Raw genomic sequence first — 22,847 nt, 5'->3', positions numbered from 1 at the left:
TGAATCATAGAGCCTTCATAAATAATTGTAAAATACAATATATCGTGTTTTAATATTGATAAAGTTGATATTTTGGAGCGTGTTATCCCATGGATACATTAGGAATCGAAGTTTTCTTTCTATAGTAAGACACGGTAGTTTAACTGAAGCCGCCAGCTCCTTATTTATATCCCAGTCCACCCTAAGTCACCGGTTAGCTCAACTGGAACGGGAAGTCGGGATGAACTTAATCGACCGCGGAAGAGGACTAAGAACCTTATCCTTAACTTCCAGCGGGCAGGAATTTTTAGCGCTGGCCAGAAGATGGGAGGCCCTTGTTCAGGAGACCAACCAAATCCGTACCCGCACAATAAAATGGACACTTTCGATCGGAGCAGCAGATAGCATCCAAACTTACGTCCTTCCTGCCATTTACAAGGAATTAAGCAAATATTCAAAACAAATCGAGATTCGCATTCGCACTCAGCAATCGACGGAACTATACCAATTGTTGGAGCGCGGTGAGATCGATATTGCTTTTTCCAATTTGGAACAGCCTATGCCTAATATGCTTGTTAAAAAGTTCCTTGCTGAACAAATGATTGTTATAAGCAAAGGAAAGTTACCGGTTGCGAACAACACCTTAATCGATCATGAGCTGGATACGTCAAATCAGCTGTTTTTTGAGTGGAACCCCTCCTTTCGAGCATGGTATGACAGGTGGATTGGGGACAGAAATTACCCGCCTATCCGTTTAGATGCGGCTTCACTAATAGAAACATTCATGGATTGTCCTGAAAAATGGGCGATTGTTCCGATGTCTCTGGCACGCCGGTATGAACAAACAGGGGAATTCTTTATGTATCATCTGGAATCCCCTCCGCCTGAGCGGGTTTGCTATCAGATTCAACCGCGCAGCCCCAGGGCAAGCGCTTTAGAAAGTCTGCGAATATTAGATTCGTGTATTCATGCTGTCATGGAGTCAAGAGATAATTAAAGGGCCGTTAGTCACTATACAAACGTAACAAAACAAGCGATCCATCGAGAATAAAGGCTACCCTTCTTCTCGTGATCGCTTTTAGGTGACTATAATTTCTCAGACTATTATTGACTTAGCTATAATTCGGAATGTCAAATCGAAATCCTTCGTCTACTGCGGGTCCAATGCAGCTACAGCAACCGCTTCGATTTCTATTAGCAGGTCTTCCTGAATTAGCTTTCTTACTTCGACCGCCGAGCTGGCCGGAGGATTTTGCGTGTTGATGTATTGGTCTCTGATTTCCCGCACAAATTTCATCTGAGAAATGTCTGTCATGAAGAAGGTTAGTTTGACCACATCCTCAAAAAATAACCCCACCGCTTCCAGAGCAATCCGAATATTTTCAAAGACTTGCCTGGTCTGGGCAGACATATCCCCTGCTCCGACGAGTTGGCCGGACTTGTCCAAAGCCACCTGTCCCGAAATATAGATCGTTCTCGCATTTCTGACTTCCACAACATGCGAGTAGCCAAACGTCGGTGGTAATGTCTCGGGATTGGTGAAGCGGATCAATTTATTTGTTTCCATTTGAGCTTCCCCTTTCAGGCTTGTTTCTCCGCTAAAAACCGATCCCCTGTGTGGTATCATATGATTCCCAATTAATCCATTTTATCTCATTTCCGCATATAGACGTCACGCCATACTCCGTTCAGATGGTTTGATTTTTCTGCTCTGGGCTATGATGGATTTCTCTCGCCGATACCCGGCGCTGCCAATATTCATACAAACCGCAAGCCAGCCCAATTGAAACGAGAAGCAGACTGGCAAAGAAATAACTTCGTGATATCCCTGCCATAGCGGTCAGCGGACAATAGATTTTTGATGCAAGTTTATGATAACTCCAGATCTCGCAGTTGGCCTCGGAAGGAATTCATCCTGCAGCAACATATGATGCTCAAGTATAATATCTATTGTAGAAAGCATACAGGATTTTGTCGGATAAGCTTAGCGCAAGCCCTTGCAGTTTATCATGAAATATCGACAATTGCTCGGAAATCCGCTCTGCATAATCATCCTCATACAATTCATCAATCGGCATACCCTCGAATAATGGCGTAAGCTGGAACAGTTCGCTCGAATGATTGCACTTGCATGGCCGGAAATGAATCCGTTGAATGATCCCTTGCTCGCAGCTAATATAACCTATTACCGCTTCACCACAGAACGGACACCACTCCTTGACTTCCAAATCGTTTTGAATCGAGACGCGGCTCTTATGATGCTGTTCAAAAGCTATATTTGTATTCATTCCGCCATCCATCGAATCACCTTCCTTTTTTTACATTATTTTACCATACCTATTTTTGGAATTACATATATTTCCGTATATCATGCCGCTCCAATCATTTCCTCCTTCTTACAACATCCCAAAGGTAACGGTAATCAAGGGATACCGCCTTCCCGCCGTACAGGGATGAAACCATATTAATCTTAGGACTTTGCAGGGTCCTTGGCTTTAAAAATGCTGTATATTCCAATGCTATGGGGTCAATTAAGGAAGAGTGAAAAGCAAACTGGACGGGTAGTCTAACACCTATAATCTCATTCGCTTTCAAATAGTGCTCAATCTCTGTGAGACCGGTTCCTCCTGGTCATTTGGAGTATTCTTACTTAAAGTCAAAAAGGCCAGTTTGATTTTTTCTCATTCTCCATCCAATAAAATTTTCTTTATTATCTATTTGAAAATATATGTTTTCTCTCATCAGGTATTGCAGGGTATGGCCGGGAGCTTTGCCGTATGAATGTCCCGGATAAACACGCACATGGGGGGATACCGATGATTTAACCCTCTGAATACTCTCGAACATTTGCTCCGGGGAGCCTCCCCAGGAATTACAAATGCCGCAGCCCTCTATGAAAATTGTATCTCCAGTAAATATGCTGTCCTGCAGGAGATAGCTCATACCGCCTGCCGTATGCCCCGGAGTATGCATGCAGGTTACCATTGTTTCTCCAACGCTGATTTTGTCCAGATCATTTATGGCCTGTAAATTATTGCACCTAAATCCATAATAGTCGATCTCTGCTTTCGACATGTATACATAAGGGTTAAACAGCGCTTCTAAAGGAGCAACCAAATTCACATGGTCAAAGTGCGAATGCGTTAAAAGAATTCCCTGCAAAACTGCATCCAACTGATTTAGCTTGTCGACTATTTTAGTCAGCTCCCATGCCGGGTCAACAATCAATGCATTTCTAGTCACCTTATCAATGATGATGTATGTAAAGTTTGAAAAAACGATAGGAACGTGTATTTAATTGGTAAATTTCATAGTTTATGTCCACATCACTACCACCAACTCATATATTTTGATTCTTTCCTTCAAGATCTTCTATCATTTCCATTGCCACAAAATATCCAAAAAATAATGTTAAAATATCCTCGTATCGTTTTCCCGATCCTCTTGCTCTGCGCAATACCATGTTTTGGCTTTCTTGCAATTTCTTTTTATGTAAGGCTAGAGAAATGCCGGGTGAATGGGAAGGGATTAGCTCCATCATTAGAGCCGACAGCTTCTTCTGAAACTCTTCAATCGGAAAGTCATTATTTTCTTTCGAATACAGCTGCATCGTTTCAGGCGGATTTTTAAATGAAAATTGATATTGCGTATTAAAAACACCTTCATTAGCTATTCTGTCAGCAATTAATTTACCAAAAACGATACCCGATGCGTAGGCTTGTCCAGGGATTCTTCCCATGCCAAGATCACCATTAAATTGAGCTTCTCCAGTAACGAAGACACGATTAAGGTTTATAACCTCGGCATTGGCATTGATTTCGATTCCTCCTGAAGAATAGTGCATCGTTGGTGTAATTTTGATTTTTTTATTATTAACGACATTAGGACTCGATCCATATTTTTTGAACTTTTCATTCAACAGGTTTTCATCAACATGGCTCAGATCCAGGTACATTTCCTTTTTTTGTTTGATACAATCGAGTTGAAATTTCAAAATCTCATCAATCATTTCGTGATAATCATCACGTGCAATTGCATCACTGATATGGTCATCTTTTAATAACTGAACTCCTTCCTTATCTACTATTTTCCCTTGACTCATAGATACAACTCCGCCCAATAAAATTTGCCTTCCGTTGTAAATTGACCAAGGATGACACATTAATGTAGACATTCCCTTTAATCTTGCACCTATTTTTTTAGCCAAAATATGCGCTTCACCAGTTGAACCCGGCGAATTATCATTGTAACTAAATTGTCCCGCATATCCTCCCGTAGCCAATACCAAATAATTAGTATAGATACTGATAAATTGATCTGATTGTGTGTCATAAAATAATGCGATAATTCCATGATCAGACTTGTCCAAATGAATCAAAATTTTATTACACATCGGTTGCTCAATATGCTGCAACAAGCCATTGATTAATTTCTTTCCCCCATGTGATTTAATCAAGCATTCAGGCATGATACCAAAGGAGGTTTTCTCATAAGGGATTCTTAGTTCCTCAAAAAAATCTATAATTATGCCGGAATTCCTGTATAGCGTTTCAATAACTGGCCGATCTGCTCCACATTTATCAATAGTAAGATTAATAAGATCATTAATTTCATTCTCTGATGGAACACGCGTATTTGCGGCTGAAAGGAAGGAATTGCTTTGTTTAGGCGCATTCTTTTTTGTTACTATCGTGTACTTCATATGGTTTTTTGACAAATAATAAGCAACAGCAAGCCCCGAGATACCCGTACCGACAATCAAAATTGGAGTGTAGTGTTCAACGGATATTATATTTTGTTTCATCATTCCATCTCCTCTTTAGGAAATGTGTAGATAGGTCACGAGGATTGCCGACGAACAGAACAGTACGCCTGCAACCCCCGCTCCCGCCTTATTTTAAGCCTCAGTAGCTGTTGGTTTATTTCTCAGTTTTATAAACTCGCGTTTTGCCCACAAATACAGAAGTAAGAATGCTATCAGGTTTCCGGCTCCAAAGAATACGAAAATAAGGTTCATATTCTTGATGGGAAAATGAAGCAATGGCAGCAGCACCGGAAATGAAGTGATTAACATACGCAAAGTGTCACTGACTAAATTGGGCATTGGTTTGCCAATGGCCTGAAAAGCGAAAGAAGTGACAATAATTCCGGCAAGCCCAATGCTGGTCAATGTTAACAGCCTCACCTGTCTTACACTGTTATCTATAACATCCTGTACAGAAGAAAATTGCTGAAAGATCTGAGGCGCAAACAACATATACAGTGCTGCAAGAACTAAGCCGGATATCATGCATATTCTGATATTTGTGGAGAATATTTTGTCACATCGTTTAAAGTTTTCCCCTCCAAAATTTTGTCCGATCATAGGAATTGTAGACAGCCCAATAGCAAATGCAGGGATTAAAAACATTTGATCCGTTCTGCTGACCAAAACCCAGGCATTCATTGATGCTTCACTTATAGACCCTACTACATTATTCAATATCATGGTTGCTGTATTGATTAGCAAGAAACCTATGGAAGCAGGGATACCAATATACAGAATCTCTTTAATAATTTTACTGTTTAGCGCAAATAGTCTTCCTTGAATTTGCATTGTTGTCTTTCCTCGTACAAAGAAAGATAAATAGTATACAACCGTTAACCCGACAGAGATTGAAGTCGCCAAGGCCGAGCCTTTAACTCCCATATTGAAGCCGAAAATCAAAATCGGGTTTAAAATAATATTAATAATTGTCGAAGCAGTTACAGCTATACCAATTTCTTTGGCTTTACCTTCCCCTTGCAGGATTCCCCCAATCGTTGTCATTAACAGTTGGAATACCATACCCGGAATCATGTAATACAAATAATCAACGCCATATTGAATAGCTTCAGCCGACATCTTGCTGCCCGATAAATGCTCAATGATGTTCCGCCCAAATATAGAACAAACAACCAATGTAATAACGGAAATGACCGATGCCAAGAATAGCCCGGAGTCCCCTGTTCTTTTAATCAGCACTTCATTTTTTTGACCGAGGCCTCTGGCTGTAACGGAGCTTGTTGCCATAAATAAGGAACAGGATATGTAATAAATAATCAAGTATATGCTATAAACTAAACCTGTACCGCTTAGCAAAGCCGTTGAGCTCCGGTCAATCAGGGATATAAAAAAAGTATCCACCATCATATGGGCAAATAGCACGGACTGGCTAATCAATATTGGAATGCCTAGTTTCAGCGTAGTAAGAGCAATGGGTCCATTAAAAAGATCAAGCGGCTGTGGGGCTGATTTCCTTGCTTTCCTGCTTTTGTCTGACGTAGTCAGAGCTTCCCCTTTGCTGGGGTCGTTTAGATCTGAGTTAAAATCTCCCATTTACTATTCTCTCCTTGTATAATATTACATGCATTTCTTGCATTTGCTCGCGCTTTGTTGGATTTTCAAGAGATGGGGGGAGCATAGGATATTTGAAGTTTAAAACATGCGGCCATCTGGAGTGGGACTGGCGTATTTTGCAGAAATTCTTATGGGGTAAACCAGTAGTGTCCGGCCGGTCGATGCCGAAGATGACGTCGGTCTTGGCATTCTCCCGTCGAAGCCCCTTCATCCAAGGTACCAGATTTTCCATTGTTTGTAAATGAAAAAATATAACGTTCCCGCAATGGGCGAAGCGGGCTCTTGGCCCGCTTCGCTCCGGCGTTACAGCCTATCCGGCTCTCGTTCTGCCGCCAGGGAACCTTAAACCCATTAAATACTGATTATACTGGAGCTTTACTTCCAGTACCGCTTAACTGTAAATTTTCAATCAAATTCTGAAGGTACCTATCGGAAACTGCCTTTTTTGAATATAATTTTTCACACAATTTAAGAATCTTTTCATAGACATTTGGCTCATCAAAAATGGTCATATGGCAGCTAGGGTCCACATCAATCATATAAAGTTTTGGAATTTCCCGTTCCCAGTCTCCCCAGTATTTTGAACCATCTACTGCCTGTGAAAAATTAGGCACCGTAGAAGCATAGGGCTCCAGGTCACCATAAACCTTCCCGCCCTGGTTACGGAAATAGTAGCATGTCACTTCTTCCGGATATAATAATGGCGAAATAGAAATTTCATCCAGCTTATAAGATTTTTGAATGTCTAAATGCTTTTGTATCATTTTGTGTATTTGCGCAGTCGTTTTAGTCAATCCGCGGCTCCTTGCAAGTTCAATAAGCTCATCTAAATAGACCTCATCACTTAATTCTAAATTGGTTTCATCACGATGGATTAACATAGGCGGCTCATCTGATTTTTGTTTCATTGCAGAAATGAGGGCGACGTTTATTGTTTGCAGAATTAAATCTTTATCACTGTTTTTTAACGCATTTAATGCATTACTATCCAGTGTGTCGAGCATAACAATAGTATTTACTTTATGTCCCATCTCTTGCAATTGCCGGGTAACTTCATACGCAATATCTCCTCCCAGCGAATACCCTCCCAGATCATAGGGTCCTTCCGGTTGCACTGCCTGAATGATTTGAATGTAGTATTCAGCCATCGAGGGTATCCCTTGCAGCGGCTCCCTTTCGGACATCCACCCGCGCGCCTGGATTCCATAGAATGGCCTTTGTGAATTCCGGGCAATGCCCTGATACGATTCTACTCCGCCGAGCCCCGGATGAAACCAGAACACAGGCTGCCCATGGACGCTTTCGTTGAGGTGGATAATTTCCGGATATTCGGATAAATCACTTGGAACGATGATTGCTGCCTTCGGAATCGAAGTCTGCCACAGTTACTCCTGCACTCTTTTCCTTCAAAATGTTCACAATATCCTGAGCCGTTCTGCTTTCACGCAAATTGTCCAAAGTAACTGAAGATTCCACCCTGGATTGCAGTTGTTGAAATAATGACATCAGCAATATCGAATCAAATCCGTACTGCTCCAAAGGCTTATTGATGTCCAGTTCCGACGGGCTCATTCCCAGGACAACGGACAGTATATCCATGACTTGGTCGGCAAGAGATTCAAATTCCGCTGCGGTATCCTCATTTGCGGCTTCCTCAGGCACTTCAAGCTTAACGGTCAGCCCTGCAGCAGGTTGATGCTCTACCCAGCAGCGCCGTTTCTCAAAGGGATAGGTCGGCAAGGCTACGATTCGGCCACCTATACCGCTGTGCAGCAGCTCCCAAGGAATTTTACTTCCTTGCACCCAGCATAGTGCCAGCTTCTCAAGGTTATGCTCGGCTATAAGTTCTTGCAGCAAGACCTCCTCCAGTCTTCCCGAGAGCAGGGTTCTGATTCCCGCTGAAATATCCTCTTCATAATTCCCCGTATACATAGGAACAGAGGCATCCATTCTTGAATTTTCAGTTACGGATTTCAAGTACGCCTCCATACCCTCGATCAACTCTTCACGGCTGCTTACTACCATTGCCAATCGGCAGTCCATTGCTTCCCGCCCTGCTTGAAGGGTGTGGGCAATATCGGATAAGCGGTATCCGTCTTGAAGCTGCAGGAACTCCAGCATTTGGCGGACAACGAGCTGAAGCCGGACCGCATTCTTGGCTGAGAAGACAATGAGCTGCTGCTCAGGGGATGATGAATCCTGGCCTGGAGCTACATCCACATCTTCCTGTTCGGCCTGATACTCTTCTATAATTAAATGCGCATTCGATCCGCCCGCTCCAAAGGAACTTACAGTTGCACGCCTTGGATATTCCTGTTCTGCTCCGTTCAGTGTGATTACCGGTCTTTTCCAATCTATCAACTCTTTTTGCAGATAAAATGGTGTCTGATCCAGGCTGATATTAGGGTTTAACGGATCGACCTTAATGGACGGAACCAATTTCTTATGCTGCAATTGCAAAATCACCTTCGTCAGCTGCGCCATTCCCGATACAGCCTCCGGATGCCCAATATTGGATTTTACGGACCCGATTGCACAGAACTGCTGATCACTTGTGAACTTACGGAAAGCGTTATTCAAGGCAGTAATTTCGATAGGGTCCCCTAATGCCGACCCATTGGCCGCAGCTTCAACATAGCTGACTGTACGAGGATCAATCCCTGATTTTGCAAAGTTATTTTCAATCAACTGAGCCTGTGCGTTCGGATTGGGAACGGAGAATCCGTTAGTATGTCCTCCATGATTGGTTGATGTTGATTTAATCACAGCTAGAATGGAATCGCCATCCCTTCTTGCCTTCGACAGCGGCTTCAACAGCACTACCCCAACACCTTCCGAAGGCAGATAACCATCACCCTTACCAAAAGATCTGCTGTCTCTGTGGCTGCCAAGCATTTGCACCTGGCTCAATCCCAGATATTTCCTCGGATGAATGGAAAGATTAGCGCCTCCAGATATTGCCAATTGGCATTCACCTTTTATGAGACTTTCACAAGCCATATGAATGGCGATCGTGGAAGAAGAACACATCGTATCAATCGCTACACTCGGTCCCTGAAAGTTGAAAAAGTGAGAAACCCTATTTGCAATGGAGCTGTAGGATGATATTGCCATGGCTGATTCTTTGGAAATGTCCAAATTAAAAGAATGGTATTGATGATACATCGCACCGGCAAAAACTCCGACATTAGCCTGATACAGGCGTTGTAAACTCTCACGGGTATATCCGCAAGTTTCCAGTGCATTCCAGACCGTCTCCAGAAAAAGGCGGTCCAAAGGATCTATAATTTCTGCTTCTCTTGGCGAAATATTGAAGAATAAAGGATCAAATTTATCGATGTCTTCAATAAATCCTCCCCATTTGCAATATGTTTTTCCAATGGTGTTCCTAGCCTCATCAAAGTACAGACTGTGATCCCAACGATCACCAGGAATCTCTGTAATGCAATCCTTCCCGTCCCTCAGGTTATTCCAGAATTCTTGAATATTTCTTGCTCCGGGATAACGTCCTGAAAGTCCTATGATAGCAATATCATTATCCTCAGGTAATTTTTCCGGCTTCGATTCCATACGTGAGGATGTAAACCTCAGCCTTCTGTGACTATTGAACATTTGCTTTACAGGCTCCGGTTCTGCAACATTTTTCTTTGAATTTTTGCCGTCCTCAATTGTTTTCTCTTTAATTCCTAAAAGTTCTATTAATTTATCCCGATGGGCTTCAAGAAAATACCCGGTTAGTTCTTGAATGCTTTGATATTCAAAAAACAAGGTTCTGGATAATGAACCAAAAGGCTTTTCCAATTTATTGGTCAATTCCATGGCCATGATAGAATCTATGCCGTACTTTTCCATGGGCGCATCTGCCTCAATACGGTGAGGAGGCAGTTTAATCACGGATGAAAGCAGCGTTTTAAAGTAATTTACAGCTTTCTCATGAAGCAAATGTTGTTCTATAACAGGTACTCCTTTTGCCGCTTCTGCAGCAGGCTTCGTTGTTACAACTTCTGCTGGAGGCAACTGTCTTTCGAGTGTTTCCTGAAAATGTCTAATATCGCCTTCAATAACCATCACCTGCGGTTCGCCCGAAGCTATGCTTCTATATAAAGCTTGAATTCCGGTTTCAGTTTGCAGGGCAACTATACCTTTGTTTTGTTCCGATTGTTTTTCAATTTCTGCGTTGACACTCATGCCGCCATCTTTCCACAGAGGCCAATTGATCGATAAGGTTTGGCCTTGCCGTTGCTTCGATAAGATTAAAGTATTGCGGTATCTGGCATAGGCATCCATAAAAGCATTCGCCGCAGCATAGTCAGCCTGGCCTACATTGCCAAAGCACCCTGCTGTCGATGAGAATAGAATGAAGAAATCAAGCGGCAGCTCCATGCTCGCGTGATCCAGGTTCAACAGCCCGCTAACTTTAGGCTTCAGAACCTCCAGCAGATCTGCTTTATTTTTTCTTAGTATGAAATTGTCTTTGATTACACCAGCACTGTGTATGATTCCGTTGATGCCTCCGAATTCCGCCTGGACGCTTCGTATGAAATCAATAACATCCACTCGTTGAGTCACATCCAGCTGTCTGTATTGAGCTCGGGCACCCAATGCCTCTAATTCGTCAAGCTTAGCCTGTTTGTCCGCGCCGAGCAGGGATCGTCCGGTGAGAATCAGTGTAGGATTCTTTACTTTGCTGGCAATTTCTTTGGCAAAGATAAGTCCCAAGCCGCCGGCGCCGCCTGTAACCAGGTATATGCCCCTATCTTTCCATGGAAGTTCCGCTGTTTCGCGGATCGCTTCGATTTCGCTCCAGGCCGCAACGAACCGTTTACCTTCCTGATATCGTATGTGAGTATCAACCGGGCTGCCGCTGTTCTCTTGCAGCTTCTCAAGTATTCCTTCTGAGCCTTCCCATGCTTCTACTTCAATCAACTGCGCTATAAGCTTTGGATTCTCCAGTTGAGCCGTTTTCAAAAGACCGGTTAAACCGGATAAAAATTGCAGCTCCTCCCTGGCAGGAACAACAACCTGGATCAGCACCATATCCTTAGGTCTTTCTTTCAGAATGTTTTGAATTTTCTCAAAGATCTCTACAGTATATATCTGGAATCGTTCATCTATGTTGCTCTGTTGAGACTGCAAAATGATACACTGGACTCCGTTTATATAAGCTTCAATTTTTTCCCTGGCTGCTTCATCCTGCCCGCAAAGTATAACTACATGTTGGCCATAAACAGGCGCCGAATCCCCTTGCAGAACCTGTTGTTCATTCCAGCCAGGCTTAAGCATTAAAGTACCGGTATTAACTGAAGCTCCTTCAGAATCCGCATCACCTTCAAACACTCTGGATGTAAATCCTCTCAATTTCACATAAATATTCCCGTTATCATCACACAAGTCAACATCAAGCTTCCTGATTTTGTCTCCCTCTTCGCTCCCCCTGCTGTACCTGACAAAAGCCCACATCGAAGCGGTACTGCTTCCAAATATTTCAATTTCGTCTAAAGCAAAGGGTACCGCTGTCTTAAGCTCATGTGAACCCATCATTAAGCACATTGATGTCTGTAAAGCAGCATCTGCCAAACTTGGATGAATGACAAACTGACCTCTCGTAGCAGAAACAGATGAGGGCAAAGACAGTTTAGCCAGCAATTGGCCTGATCCCAAATATACATTCTCTATTGCTTGATGCCCCGGACCATAGTCAAACCCTATAGCGCGGAAAGCTTCATAGCATTGGGCAGATGTAAAAGTTCCTTGATTGCACTGTTGCTGCAAGGCAGTTAAATTCAGGGCTGTGATTTCTTTAGCCACATTCAGCACCGCATGGCCCTGGCTGTATATGACCGGTTCCTTATCGCTGAAGTCACTATAGATTTCATAGGAAATCTCTCCATCTTTCTCCGGGAAGAGGCCGATGTGGATTTGAACCGGCTGGGTTCCCGCAATAATAGGCCGGACCCAAACGATGTTCTTTAGTCTTATCCCTGACTCTTCTTCCATCAATGCCCCTGCCCCATGCTCCACCGCAGCCCGGGCCATCTCAAGGTACGCCACTCCGGGTAAAACCCGTTGTCCCTTAACAACATGGCTTTCCAGGAAAAACTCCTTGCCCGTGAAGGTCGAAGTAAATCTCTGCTCCAGCAGGTCGGACGTATTCCGGTGCAGCAGAGGATGAATCACGGAGGTCTCCGCAGGGGATACCCGGTTATTGCCGTTATTTTCACCGATTCCATCTATCCAGTAGCGTTCCTTTGCAAATGGATAGGTGGGCAGGCTGACTCTTCTCCGTTTAGCCGAGCCATAGAGCTTGTTCCAATCAAAAGCTAAACTTTTCGTCCATAGATCTGCAATTTTCCCGTACTTTCCACGTTGAATCCATTTCTCAATCGTTTCCTGCATCTCTTCATCCACAGCCAAAGTAGCCAATGTATCTTTATTACGTTTTACCTGCCCTCTGTACAGGTTCTCAATCCCATCCTGTCCCGCCGCAAAGCTCCGCAGCTTCTCCTTGAGCTGCCCGATGCTGTCTACCATCACTCCTAGCCGCTCTTCCATGGCTTCACGCCCTACCTGGAGGGTATAGGCCATATCTGCAAGGTCCGCCTCCGTCCATGGCTGTTCCTCCATGGCGGCCAGCAATCTCCGCACCTGCTCCTTCAGCCCTTCCTCATTCTTTGCCGATAGCACAATGATTGCAGGCTTCTCCGGGGTAACGGCAACTGAGGCCGCTTCATGCTCTGCAGGAATGTATTCTTCAAGCACCACGTGCGCATTGGAGCCTCCGGCCCCAAACGATGAGATTCCCGCCCGCCTTGGAACCTCCTGTCCATCCACTACCGGCCGCTTCCATTCTTCAAGCTCCTGCTGTACGGCAAAGGGAGTTTTGGCAAAATGGATATTGGGGTTCAATTCCTTCGCATGCAGGCTTGGCGCTATCTTTCCATGCTTCATTTGCAGGAGGATTTTAGTCACTCCCGCGATCCCCGCAGCCGCCTCCAAATGCCCGATATTTGATTTTACCGATCCAATCGCACAAAACCCGCTGTCCTCGGTATCTCTGCCAAACGCCTGGGTCAGCCCCGTGACTTCTATCGGATCGCCCAGGGCAGTCCCTGTCCCATGGGCTTCAATATAACTGACGGTCCTCGCATGAATTCCTGCTTTGTCAAACGCCGTTCGGATCAGCTCGGCCTGGGCCACCGGATTTGGCACCGTATACCCGTTGGTTTTGCCGCCGTGGTTTATGCTGGTGCTTCGGATCACTGCATAAATATGATCCTCGTCTGCGACTGCCCTGGACAAGGGTTTCAACAGAACACAACCTACCCCTTCACCTGGGACAAAGCCGTTTCCTCCGCTTCCAAAGCTCTTGCACTGGCCGTCTGCCGAAAGCATTTGCTGGGCGCACAATCCAACATAGCTGGAAGGATGAAGGTAAAGGTTAACCCCTCCTGCAACCGCCATTTCACATTCCTGCTGATACAGATGCTCACAGGCCTCATGAATGGCGGTTAATGACGAAGAACACATCGTATCAATGGGCATGCTGGGACCTTGCAGGTTCAGCAAATAGGAAATCCGGTTGGCTACCGAGCTGAATGAAGTGTGCGGAAATACCCTCTCGCCCTGTTTCCATAAATCCGGGCCGTACAAATCGTAGCCGGTCTTGGTAATCCCCGCAAAGACACCCACCTTGCCGTGATATTGCGACCGGATCTGCTCCCGGGTATAGCCCGCATCCTCCAATACCTCCCAGCAGGATTGGACAAACAGCCGTTCCTGAGGGTCCATGTTATGGGCTTCCAAAGGGGAAATGTTGAAGAAGAGCGGGTCAAATTCCGCAAATCCGTCTATAAAGCCTCCCCACTTGCTGTAGCTTTTCCCCTGAGCTGCAGCCTCCTGGGGGTCCGGGTGGAAGAACCCTTCCTGGGACCAGCGTTCTTCCGGAATTTCCGTGATGCAGTCTTGTCCCTGCTGCAGATTATCCCAATATTCCTGCAGGTTTCCGGCCTTAGGATAGCGTCCGCTGATCCCTATAATAGCTACAGGCTCCCGTGTTGCAGCGGCAGCGGCGGGCACCCCGGCGGTAAAGCTGCGGGCTTTCCTTCTGCCGGCTTTCCGTGAAGCCAGTACAGGGAGTTCATGCTCGAAATGCCCCTGTGCCGCATGCTGCGGCAGGGCTTGTACCCGCTCTGGCAGGGCTTGAACCCGCTCGGTAAGCCCCGTCCATTTCAAGCACCCCGGGAAGTGGTCGGAGACCAGATACTCCGCCAATTCCAGCAAGGTCTGATATTCATAGAACAGGGTCTTGGAAAGCTCCCCAAAGATATCCCCAAGCTTCTGGTTCAGCTGATTAATCATAATCGAGTCAATGCCATAGCTCTCCAGAGACTCTTCCCCATCAATGCTGTCCACACGCATTTTGGTAATGTCGCCAAACATAACCTTGAGCTGGTGCAGGGTTTTTTCCTTCAATAATTCTGGATCAACAGCCGAAACAGAAACAGCTTGAGCAGCAGGTGTGCTTGAAACGTTCCCTCCCAATGGGCGGGTCAAGCGGTCTCTGCAAGTCTCCAGAAGATAGTCTGTCAGGCTGTGGAGGGTCGGATATTCTAGAAAGATATCATAGGTCCAGTCGAGTCCATACGTTTGGTTCAATTCGTTAACCAGCCCGGTCAGGGCCACCACATCAAGTCCATAGTCCTTCCACTCTGCATCAGGATCAATTTCTTCGGTACCCGTTTGAAGCAGCCGGGCGATTCTTCTTATGCAATCCTCCTGCACTTGCTCCGGCAAAGTGCCCATATCCTGATCTTCTGTAAGGCAGGGAACCTCTGTTTCCGGCCAAGCTGGAGATTCCAACAAAAATTTTTCCTTTAATCGTACCGGATTCCCCTCCATGACCATGACTCGATCACTTCCAGAGGCAAAGGAATGGTATAACGCCTGAACACCGGTCCCTGTCCGCATGGCGGCGATCCCGAAATCCTTCATCATCACTTTCTCGGTCTCTTCATCCACATGCATTCCGCCCTCTTTCCATAAGGGCCAATTGATGGAGAGTGTCCGTCCCGGGCGCTGCTTTAACAGCACCAGGCTGTTCCGGTAGCCTGCATAAGCATCCATGAACGCATTAGCCATAGCATAATCCGCCTGGCCGACATTACCGACAGCCCCGGTCATGGATGAGAAGAAAATGAAGAAGTCCAGCGGCAAGTCCCGGCTTGCCTCATCCAGGTTTACCAGTCCGCTAACCTTGGGAGCCATCACGGCTTGCAGCTCCTCTTTTGTTTTTCTCAGGATGAAATTATCCCGTATGATCCCTGCGCCGTGAATAATTCCGTGGAGGGCTCCATAATCTTCCCGGATGCCCTGGATTAAAGCCGCCACTTCCTCTTTGCGGACCACATCGACTCTTCTGTATTCCACTCGCGCACCGGCAGCCTCAAGCGCCTTTAACTTAGACTGCTTGTCCTCGTTAAGCGGGGATCTGCCTGTCAAAATCAGCGTCGCAGGCTTGACTTTACCGGCAATTTCGCTGGCAAATATAAGCCCAAGGCCCCCTGCGCCCCCCGTAATCAAATAGATTCCATGGTCTTTCCATAACGGCTTCACTCCAGATGTTCCTGCGCTGATCTCGCGCCATACAGCCACCCGGCGTTTTCCGTCTTTATATTGAACCTGTGTATCCGCCAGGCTGCGGCTATTCTCATTCAGCTTGGCTATAAGGCTTCCTGCATCTTCTTCCGGTTCTACTTCAATAAGCTGACCCGCCACCTTGGGATTTTCAAACTGCGCCGTATGGAGTATCCCTGAAAGAGCACGGAAAAGCTGCTCCCGGCCCTGGGCTGGAACTACAATCTGAATAAGTACCTTTCCTTTGGGCTTGGCCTTAAGGATACTCTTCACTTCGTCAAACATCCGTGCAGCATAGTCCTGAAAGCGTTGATCCAGTTCTTCTTGCGCGGATTGTAAGACAATGCATTGGGTGCCCGCCATTTCCCCTTCCAGGTCTTCGCGCGTGATACCGCCGATTTCACAGAGCGCTACCAAGTGACGACTGTAACCGGAATCTCCAGATCCCTCTACTGCCGCTTGTTCTTTCCAGCTGGGCTCAAGTAAAAGTGTTCCAATAGTTGCTGGCTCAATCTGCCCCATCGCTCCATTCAAAGACCTGGTTATAAGTGCTTTCATCCGTACACAAACCATTCCGGTGTCATCACAAAGGTCAATATCGAACTTCTGCTCCATATCCTCTGCCTTGCCGCCATGACTGTACTGGATGAACGCCCACATCTTCGAGGTGCATGTGCTGAAAATCTCCAGCTCTTGAAGTGCCAAAGGCAGGCGGGGCTTGTCATCCACTGTACCGGTTGTCAGCGCGGAAGATGCCTTTAACGCAGCATTCATCAGCCCCGGATGCAGAATGAACCGGCTTTCCGTATCCGATGCCGGAGATGGTAAACCAAGCTTTGCCAGAATCTGCCCTTCTCCTGTATGCACGCTCTCTATCCCATAGCGGGTCAAATCATGACCGGCAGCTCCGGCTTTAAACCCTTCAGCTGAAAGGATACTTCTGCTGCACACCTTCTGTACCGCTTGTAGATCCAAAGCCGGGGCTTTCGGAAGCGGGCAGGGTACGGCTATTCCCTGACTGTATACGAGCTGCTTGGCATCTGCCTTTTCCGGTTCATCACTATATATCTCATAAGCAATCTCTCCGTTTTCCTCCGGGAACAGGCCAATGTTCAGCTGCACCGGCTGATTCCCCACAACGGCAGGCTGAGCCCAAACGATATCCTTTAGCCGTATTCCGGCCTGCTCCTCTTTCCATGCTCCCGCACCATACTCAACCGCAGCCCGGGCCATCTCAAGATATGCTGCTCCGGGTACAATCCTCTGCCCATTAACCATATCGTTCTCCACGAAAAACTCCTTGCCCGTGAAGGTTGAAGTAAATCTTTGTTCCGAAAGGTCGGACGTATTCCGGTGCAGTAAAGGGTGAATAACGGAGGCTTCGGTAGAGGCCACCCGGTTATTGCCGTTATGTTCACCGACTTTATCTACCCAATAGCGTTCTTTGGCAAAAGGGTAGGTAGGAAGGCTGATCTTTCTTCGTTTAGCCGAGCCATAGAGTTTGTTCCAGTCGATCATTACTCCCCTGACCCATAAATCTAAAAGCTTCGAATATTTCCCTTTGATCATCCAGGAATCGATGGCTTTTTGCATATCTTCATCCGCTGCAAAAATAGCTGAGGTTCCCTTATTTTGCTTAACTTTCCCGCGGTATACATGCTCAATCCCATCCTGTCCTGCCGCAAAGCCCCGCAGTTTCTCCTTGAGTTCCCCGATGCTTTCTACAATCAATCCCATACGCTCTTCCATGGCTTCGCGCCCTACCTGGAGGGTGTAAGCTATATCTGCAAGGTCTGCCTCCGTCCATGGCTGTTCCTCCATGGCGGTCAGCAATCTCCGTACCTGCTCTTTCAGCCGTTCCTCATTCTTTGCCGACAGCACAATGATTGCTGGCTTCTCCGGGGTAACGGCAACAGAGGCCGCTTCATGCTCTACAGGAATATATTCTTCAAGCACCACGTGCGCATTGGAGCCTCCGGCCCCAAACGATGAGATTCCCGCCCTTCTTGGAACCTCCTGTCCATCTACTACCGGCCGTTTCCAATGTTCTGTCTTCTCCTGTACAACAAAAGGAGTTTTAGAAAAATCAATATTTGGATTCAGACCTTCCCCGTGCATTATATTTTTGACAAGTGTTTGATGCTTCAGTTGTAATAGGATTTTTGTAACCTGCGCAATTCCCGCAGCAGCTTCTGCATGTCCAATATTCGATTTAATAGAGGAAATAGCGCAAAATCCTGTTTCATTTGTATATTTTTTATAGACATCCGTCAGCCCGGTGATCTCAATCGGATCTCCCAAAGCGGTTCCTGTTCCATGGGCTTCAATACAGCTAATTGTACGAGGATCAATTTCACTTCTCAGCAAAGCCTCTTCTATTGCCAAAGATTGAGAGACCGGGCTTGGTACGGTATACCCGTTTGTTCTTCCGCCATGACTGACAGCAGTTCCTTTGATAACACCATAGATTTGATCCCCGTCTTGTATGGCATCCTTCAGCGGCTTCAAGAAAATTGCGCCTACAGCCTCCGACGGAACATAACCTGTACCGCCTTCACAGAAGGCCCTGCATCTGCCATCCGCAGCATTGAATTGCCCCTGGGATAGTGTAATATACTTGCTTGGATGAAGAGATAAATTCACTCCACCGGCAATGGCCATTTTGGATTGTCCGTTACGAATGCTTTCACAAGCCAAATGAACGGCATAAAGCGAGGATGCGCAGGCAGTATCTACTGTCAGGCTTGGGCCTGTAAAGTTCATAACATAAGAGACACGATTAGCAATCGAAAAGATCTGGCTGTTCGCCATAAACATATCCTGACCGGCCTGGTATGCTGCTTCGGCCATATAAAGCTGGTAATTGTTGAACGTTGCGCCTACAAATACGCCGATACGATTTCCATATCCATCCTTTTTCAACGATTCCCGTGTATATCCTCCATCCTCCATACACTCCCAGGCTACTTCCAGGAACAGCCGTTCCTGCGGGTCCATAAACATCGCATCTTTTGGAGAGATATTAAAAAACAAGGGGTCAAAACAGTCAGTATGGTCTAAAAATCCTCCCCATTTACTATAACTAAGTCCTCTTTCAACGGCTTTGACCCGGTCAGGTTCGTAAAATCCTTCCAGAGGCCACCGGTCTGAAGGAATCTCTGTAATGCAGTCCCTGCCGTTATATATATTATCCCATAATTGCATTACATTACCGGAATTTGGATACCTTCCAGCGACCCCAACTACAGCAATATCAATATACTCATTATTATTTTTAACAGATGAAAATTTACGGTTTCGGGCAGCCTTGGCGGAGCGTATTGAAGCAAGTTCAGGTATTTCTTTTACATATGCCGGCACTTCATAATTGGGTTCTTCTATTATTGGCCTGTCCACCAGCTTAGAAACCGCATCCGGATCGTTTTCTGTCAAGTAATTCCCCAATGCCTGGATACTGTTATATTTATAAAATAAAGTGGCCTCCAGCTTTCCAGTCCACTGCTCTATTTTTTGGTTAAGCCTGGTAATCATGATTGAATCCAAACCCAACTGGTCAAAGGGGGCCTCAGCCTCTAACCTGTTTACAGGAATTTTAGTAATCTCTGACATCAAACCGCTCAGGTATTTTATAGCTGCTGCAGTTAAAATCTGATTCGCTTCATCACTTGATTCCAAAGGTTTGGCAGAATGATTCATACTACCCTTAATGATGCTCTGCTCCATACCTTCATCCGTTATGTGCAGTTCTATTCCTTTCATCCGTACACAAACCATTCCGGTGTCATCACAAAGGTCAATATCGAATTTCTGCTCCATATCCTCTGCCTTGCCGTCATAACTGTACCGGCTGAACGCCCACATCTTCGAGGTGCATGTGCTGAAAATCTCCAGTTCCTGAAGCGCCAAAGGCAGGCGGGGCTTGTCATCCACTGTACCGGCTGTCAGCGCGGCAGATGCCTTTAACGCAGCATTCATCAACCCCGGATGCAGAATGAACCGGCTTTCCGTATCCGATGCCGGAGATGGTAAACCAAGCTTTGCCAGAATCTGCCCTTCTCCTGTATGCACGCTCTCTATCCCATAGCGGGTCAAATCATGACCGGCAGCTCCGGCTTTAAACCCTTCAGCTGAAAGGATACTTCTGCTGCACACCTTCTGTACCGCTTGTAGATCCAAAGCCGGGGCTTTCGGAAGCGGGCAGGGTACGGCTATTCCCTGGCTGTATACGAGCTGCTTGGCATCTGCCTTTTCCGGTTCATCACTATATATCTCATAAGCAATCTCTCCGTTCTCCTCCGGGAACAGGCCAATGTTCAGCTGCACTGGCTGATTCCCCACAACGGCAGGCTGAGCCCAAACGATATCCTTTAGCCGTATTCCGGCCTGCTCCTCTTTCCATGCTCCCGCACCATGCTCAACCGCAGCCCGGGCCATCTCAAGATATGCTGCTCCGGGTACAATCCTCTGCCCATTAACCATATCGTTCTCCACGAAAAACTCCTTGCCCGTGAAGGTTGAAGTAAATCTTTGTTCCGAAAGGTCGGACGTATTCCGGTGCAGCAGAGGATGAATCACAGAGGCTTCAGTAGAAGCTGGCCAGTTATTGCCGTTATTTTCACCGACTTTATCTACCCAATAGCGTTCTTTTGCAAAAGGATAGGTAGGAAGGCTGACTTTTCTCCGTTTAGCCGAGCCATAGAGCTTGTTCCAGTCGATCATGACCCCCTTGACCCACAAATCTAAAAGCTTCGAATATTTCCCTTTGATCATCCAGGAATCGATGGCTTTCTGCATATCTTCATCTGCCGCAAAAATAGCCGAGGTTCCCTTATTTTGCTTGACTTTTCCGCGGTATACATGCTCAATCCCATCCTGTCCTGCCGCAAAACCCCGCAGTTTCTCCTTGAGTTCCCCGATGCTTTCTACAATCACTCCCATGCGCTCTTCCATGGCTTCGCGCCCTGTCTGGAGGGTGTAAGCTATATCTGCAAGGTCTGCCTCCGTCCATGGCTGTTCCTCCATGGCGGACAGCAATCTCCGTACCTGCTCTTTCAGCCGTTCCTCATTCTTTGCCGACAGCACAATGATTGCTGGCTTCTCCGGGGTAACGGCAACAGAGGCCGCTTCCTGCTCTGCAGGAATATATTCTTCAAGCACAACGTGCGCATTGGAGCCTCCGGCCCCAAACGAGGAGATTCCCGCCCGCCTTGGAACCTCCTGTCCATCCACTACCGGCCGTTTCCATTCTTCAAGCTCCTGCTGTACGGCAAAGGGTGTTTTTGCAAAATGGATATTGGGGTTCAATTCCTTCGAATGCAAGCTTGGCGCTATCTTTCCATGCTTCATTTGCAGGAGGATTTTAGTCACTCCCGCGATCCCCGCTGCCGCCTCCAAATGCCCGATATTTGATTTTACCGATCCTATCGCACAAAACCCACTGTCCTCGGTATCTCTGCCAAACGCCTGGGTCAGCCCCGTGATTTCTATCGGATCGCCCAGAGCAGTCCCTGTCCCATGGGCTTCAATATAGCTGACGGTCCTCGCATGGATTCCTGCTTTGTCAAACGCCGTCCGGATCAGCTCGGCCTGGGCAACCGGATTTGGCACGGTATACCCGTTGGTCTTGCCCCCGTGGTTGATGCTGGTGCTTCGGATCACAGCGTAAATATGGTCACCGTCTGCGACTGCCTTGGACAAGGGTTTCAACAGAACACAACCTACCCCTTCACCAGGGACAAAGCCGTTGCCTCCGCTGCCAAAGCTCTTGCACTGGCCGTCTGCCGAAAGCATCTGCTGCTCGCATAATATAACATAGCTGGAAGGATGGAGATAAAGGTTAACCCCCCCTGCAACCGCCATTTCACATTCCTGCTGGTACAGATGCTCACAGGCCTCATGAATGGCGGTTAATGACGAAGAGCACATCGTATCAATGGGCATGCTGGGGCCTTGCAGGTTCAGCAAATAGGAAATCCGGTTGGCTACCGAACTGAATGAAGTGTACGGATGCATTTGCTCTCCCTGCTTCCATAAATCCGGGCCGTATAAATTAAAGCCGGTCTTGGTAACCCCCGCAAAGACACCCACCTTCCCGTTATATTGTGATTTGATCCGCTCCCGGGTATATCCCGCGTCCTCAAACACCTCCCAGCAGGATTGGACAAACAGCCGTTCCTGGGGGTCCATGTTATACGCTTCCCGTGGGGAAATATTGAAGAAGAGCGGATCAAATTCCGCAAATCCGTCTATAAAGCCTCCCCACTTGCTGTAGCTTTTCCCCTGCACTGCAGCCTCCTGGGGGTCCGGATGGAAGAACCCTTCCTTGGGCCAGCGTTCTTCCGGAATTTCCGTGATGCAGTCTTTTCCCCGCTGTAGATTATCCCAATATTCCGGCAGGTTTCCGGCCTTAGGATAGCGTCCGCTGATCCCTATAATAGCCACAGGTTCCCGTGTTGCGTTGTCCGGTACCGCAGCAGCAAAACTGCGGGCTTGTTTCCTGGCTGCCTTTAATGAAGTTAGCACTGGAAATTCGTTATCGAACTTCTCTTCTTCCGAAGGTTTTTCAGGTATGGATTGGGCCCTGTCTACATATCCTGTCCATTTCACGCATACTTGCTGGTAGTCGGATATAAAATACTCCGCTAATTCCAGCAAGGTCTGGTATTCATAGAACAGGGTCTTGGAAAGCTCCCCAAATATATCGCCAAGCTTCTGGTTAAGCCGATTGATCATAATCGAATCAATTCCATAGCTTTCCAAAGGCTCTTCAGCATCAATGCTATCCACATGCATTTTTGTAGTTTCCCCAAACAAAGTTTTAAGCTGATATAGGGTCTTGTCCTTTAATGTTTCCAAG

At 46.5% G+C, this 22,847-nt stretch carries 7 protein-coding genes and 1 pseudogene; 1 reads left to right on the top strand and 7 read right to left on the bottom strand.

Features of this window, described 5'->3' with window-relative positions; translation table 11 throughout:
- Positions 1-79 precede the first annotated feature (79 nt).
- Positions 80-976, top strand: a complete 897-nt coding sequence (locus tag PDUR_RS11120) for a LysR family transcriptional regulator (RefSeq protein ID WP_169744907.1) — start codon at positions 80-82, stop codon at positions 974-976.
- A gap of 153 nt (positions 977-1,129) precedes the next feature.
- On the opposite strand, the gene PDUR_RS11115 is transcribed toward PDUR_RS11120, so the two are convergent.
- From PDUR_RS11115 to PDUR_RS29815, 7 genes and pseudogenes are all read right to left on the bottom strand, one after another.
- A complete protein-coding gene (locus PDUR_RS11115; protein ID WP_042206324.1) occupies positions 1,130-1,546 on the bottom strand; it encodes a RidA family protein in 417 nt (138 codons plus the stop codon).
- A 367-nt stretch (positions 1,547-1,913) separates the two neighbouring features.
- Entirely contained in the window at positions 1,914-2,279 is a 366-nt protein-coding gene (locus PDUR_RS11110; protein ID WP_042206322.1) for a hypothetical protein, read from the bottom strand.
- Between the two features lie 346 nt (positions 2,280-2,625).
- Positions 2,626-3,304, bottom strand: a pseudogene (locus PDUR_RS11100) (MBL fold metallo-hydrolase).
- 15 nt (positions 3,305-3,319) lie between these two features.
- On the bottom strand, positions 3,320-4,786 hold the full coding sequence (locus PDUR_RS11095) for an FAD-dependent oxidoreductase (protein WP_233277527.1): 1,467 nt from the start codon (positions 4,784-4,786) through the stop codon (positions 3,320-3,322).
- A 90-nt stretch (positions 4,787-4,876) separates the two neighbouring features.
- Complete coding sequence (locus PDUR_RS11090; RefSeq protein WP_042206318.1) at positions 4,877-6,337, bottom strand: MATE family efflux transporter; 1,461 nt, start codon at positions 6,335-6,337, stop codon at positions 4,877-4,879.
- Positions 6,338-6,720: 383 nt separating this feature from the next.
- Positions 6,721-7,641, bottom strand: coding sequence for a thioesterase domain-containing protein (locus PDUR_RS11085; protein WP_169744906.1), 921 nt, complete (start codon positions 7,639-7,641; stop codon positions 6,721-6,723).
- 55 nt (positions 7,642-7,696) lie between these two features.
- Entirely contained in the window at positions 7,697-22,846 is a 15,150-nt protein-coding gene (locus PDUR_RS29815; RefSeq protein ID WP_052410176.1) for an SDR family NAD(P)-dependent oxidoreductase, read from the bottom strand.
- Position 22,847: the final 1 nt, after the last annotated feature.

Source organism: Paenibacillus durus (genome assembly GCF_000756615.1).
In the GTDB taxonomy this organism is placed as follows: domain Bacteria; phylum Bacillota; class Bacilli; order Paenibacillales; family Paenibacillaceae; genus Paenibacillus_AQ; species Paenibacillus_AQ durus.
The sequence above is the reverse complement of the archived record's forward strand: the minus strand, read 5'-3'. Positions and strand labels throughout refer to the sequence as shown.

Bases quoted from the DNA above. Each gene is read 5' to 3' on its own strand.
- PDUR_RS11115 (WP_042206324.1), bottom strand. From the start codon at position 1,546: ATGGAAACAAATAAATTGATCCGCTTCACCAATCCCGAGACATTACCA.
- PDUR_RS11110 (WP_042206322.1), bottom strand. From the start codon at position 2,279: ATGGATGGCGGAATGAATACAAATATAGCTTTTGAACAGCATCATAAG.
- PDUR_RS11095 (WP_233277527.1), bottom strand. From the start codon at position 4,786: ATGATGAAACAAAATATAATATCCGTTGAACACTACACTCCAATTTTG.
- PDUR_RS11090 (WP_042206318.1), bottom strand. From the start codon at position 6,337: ATGGGAGATTTTAACTCAGATCTAAACGACCCCAGCAAAGGGGAAGCT.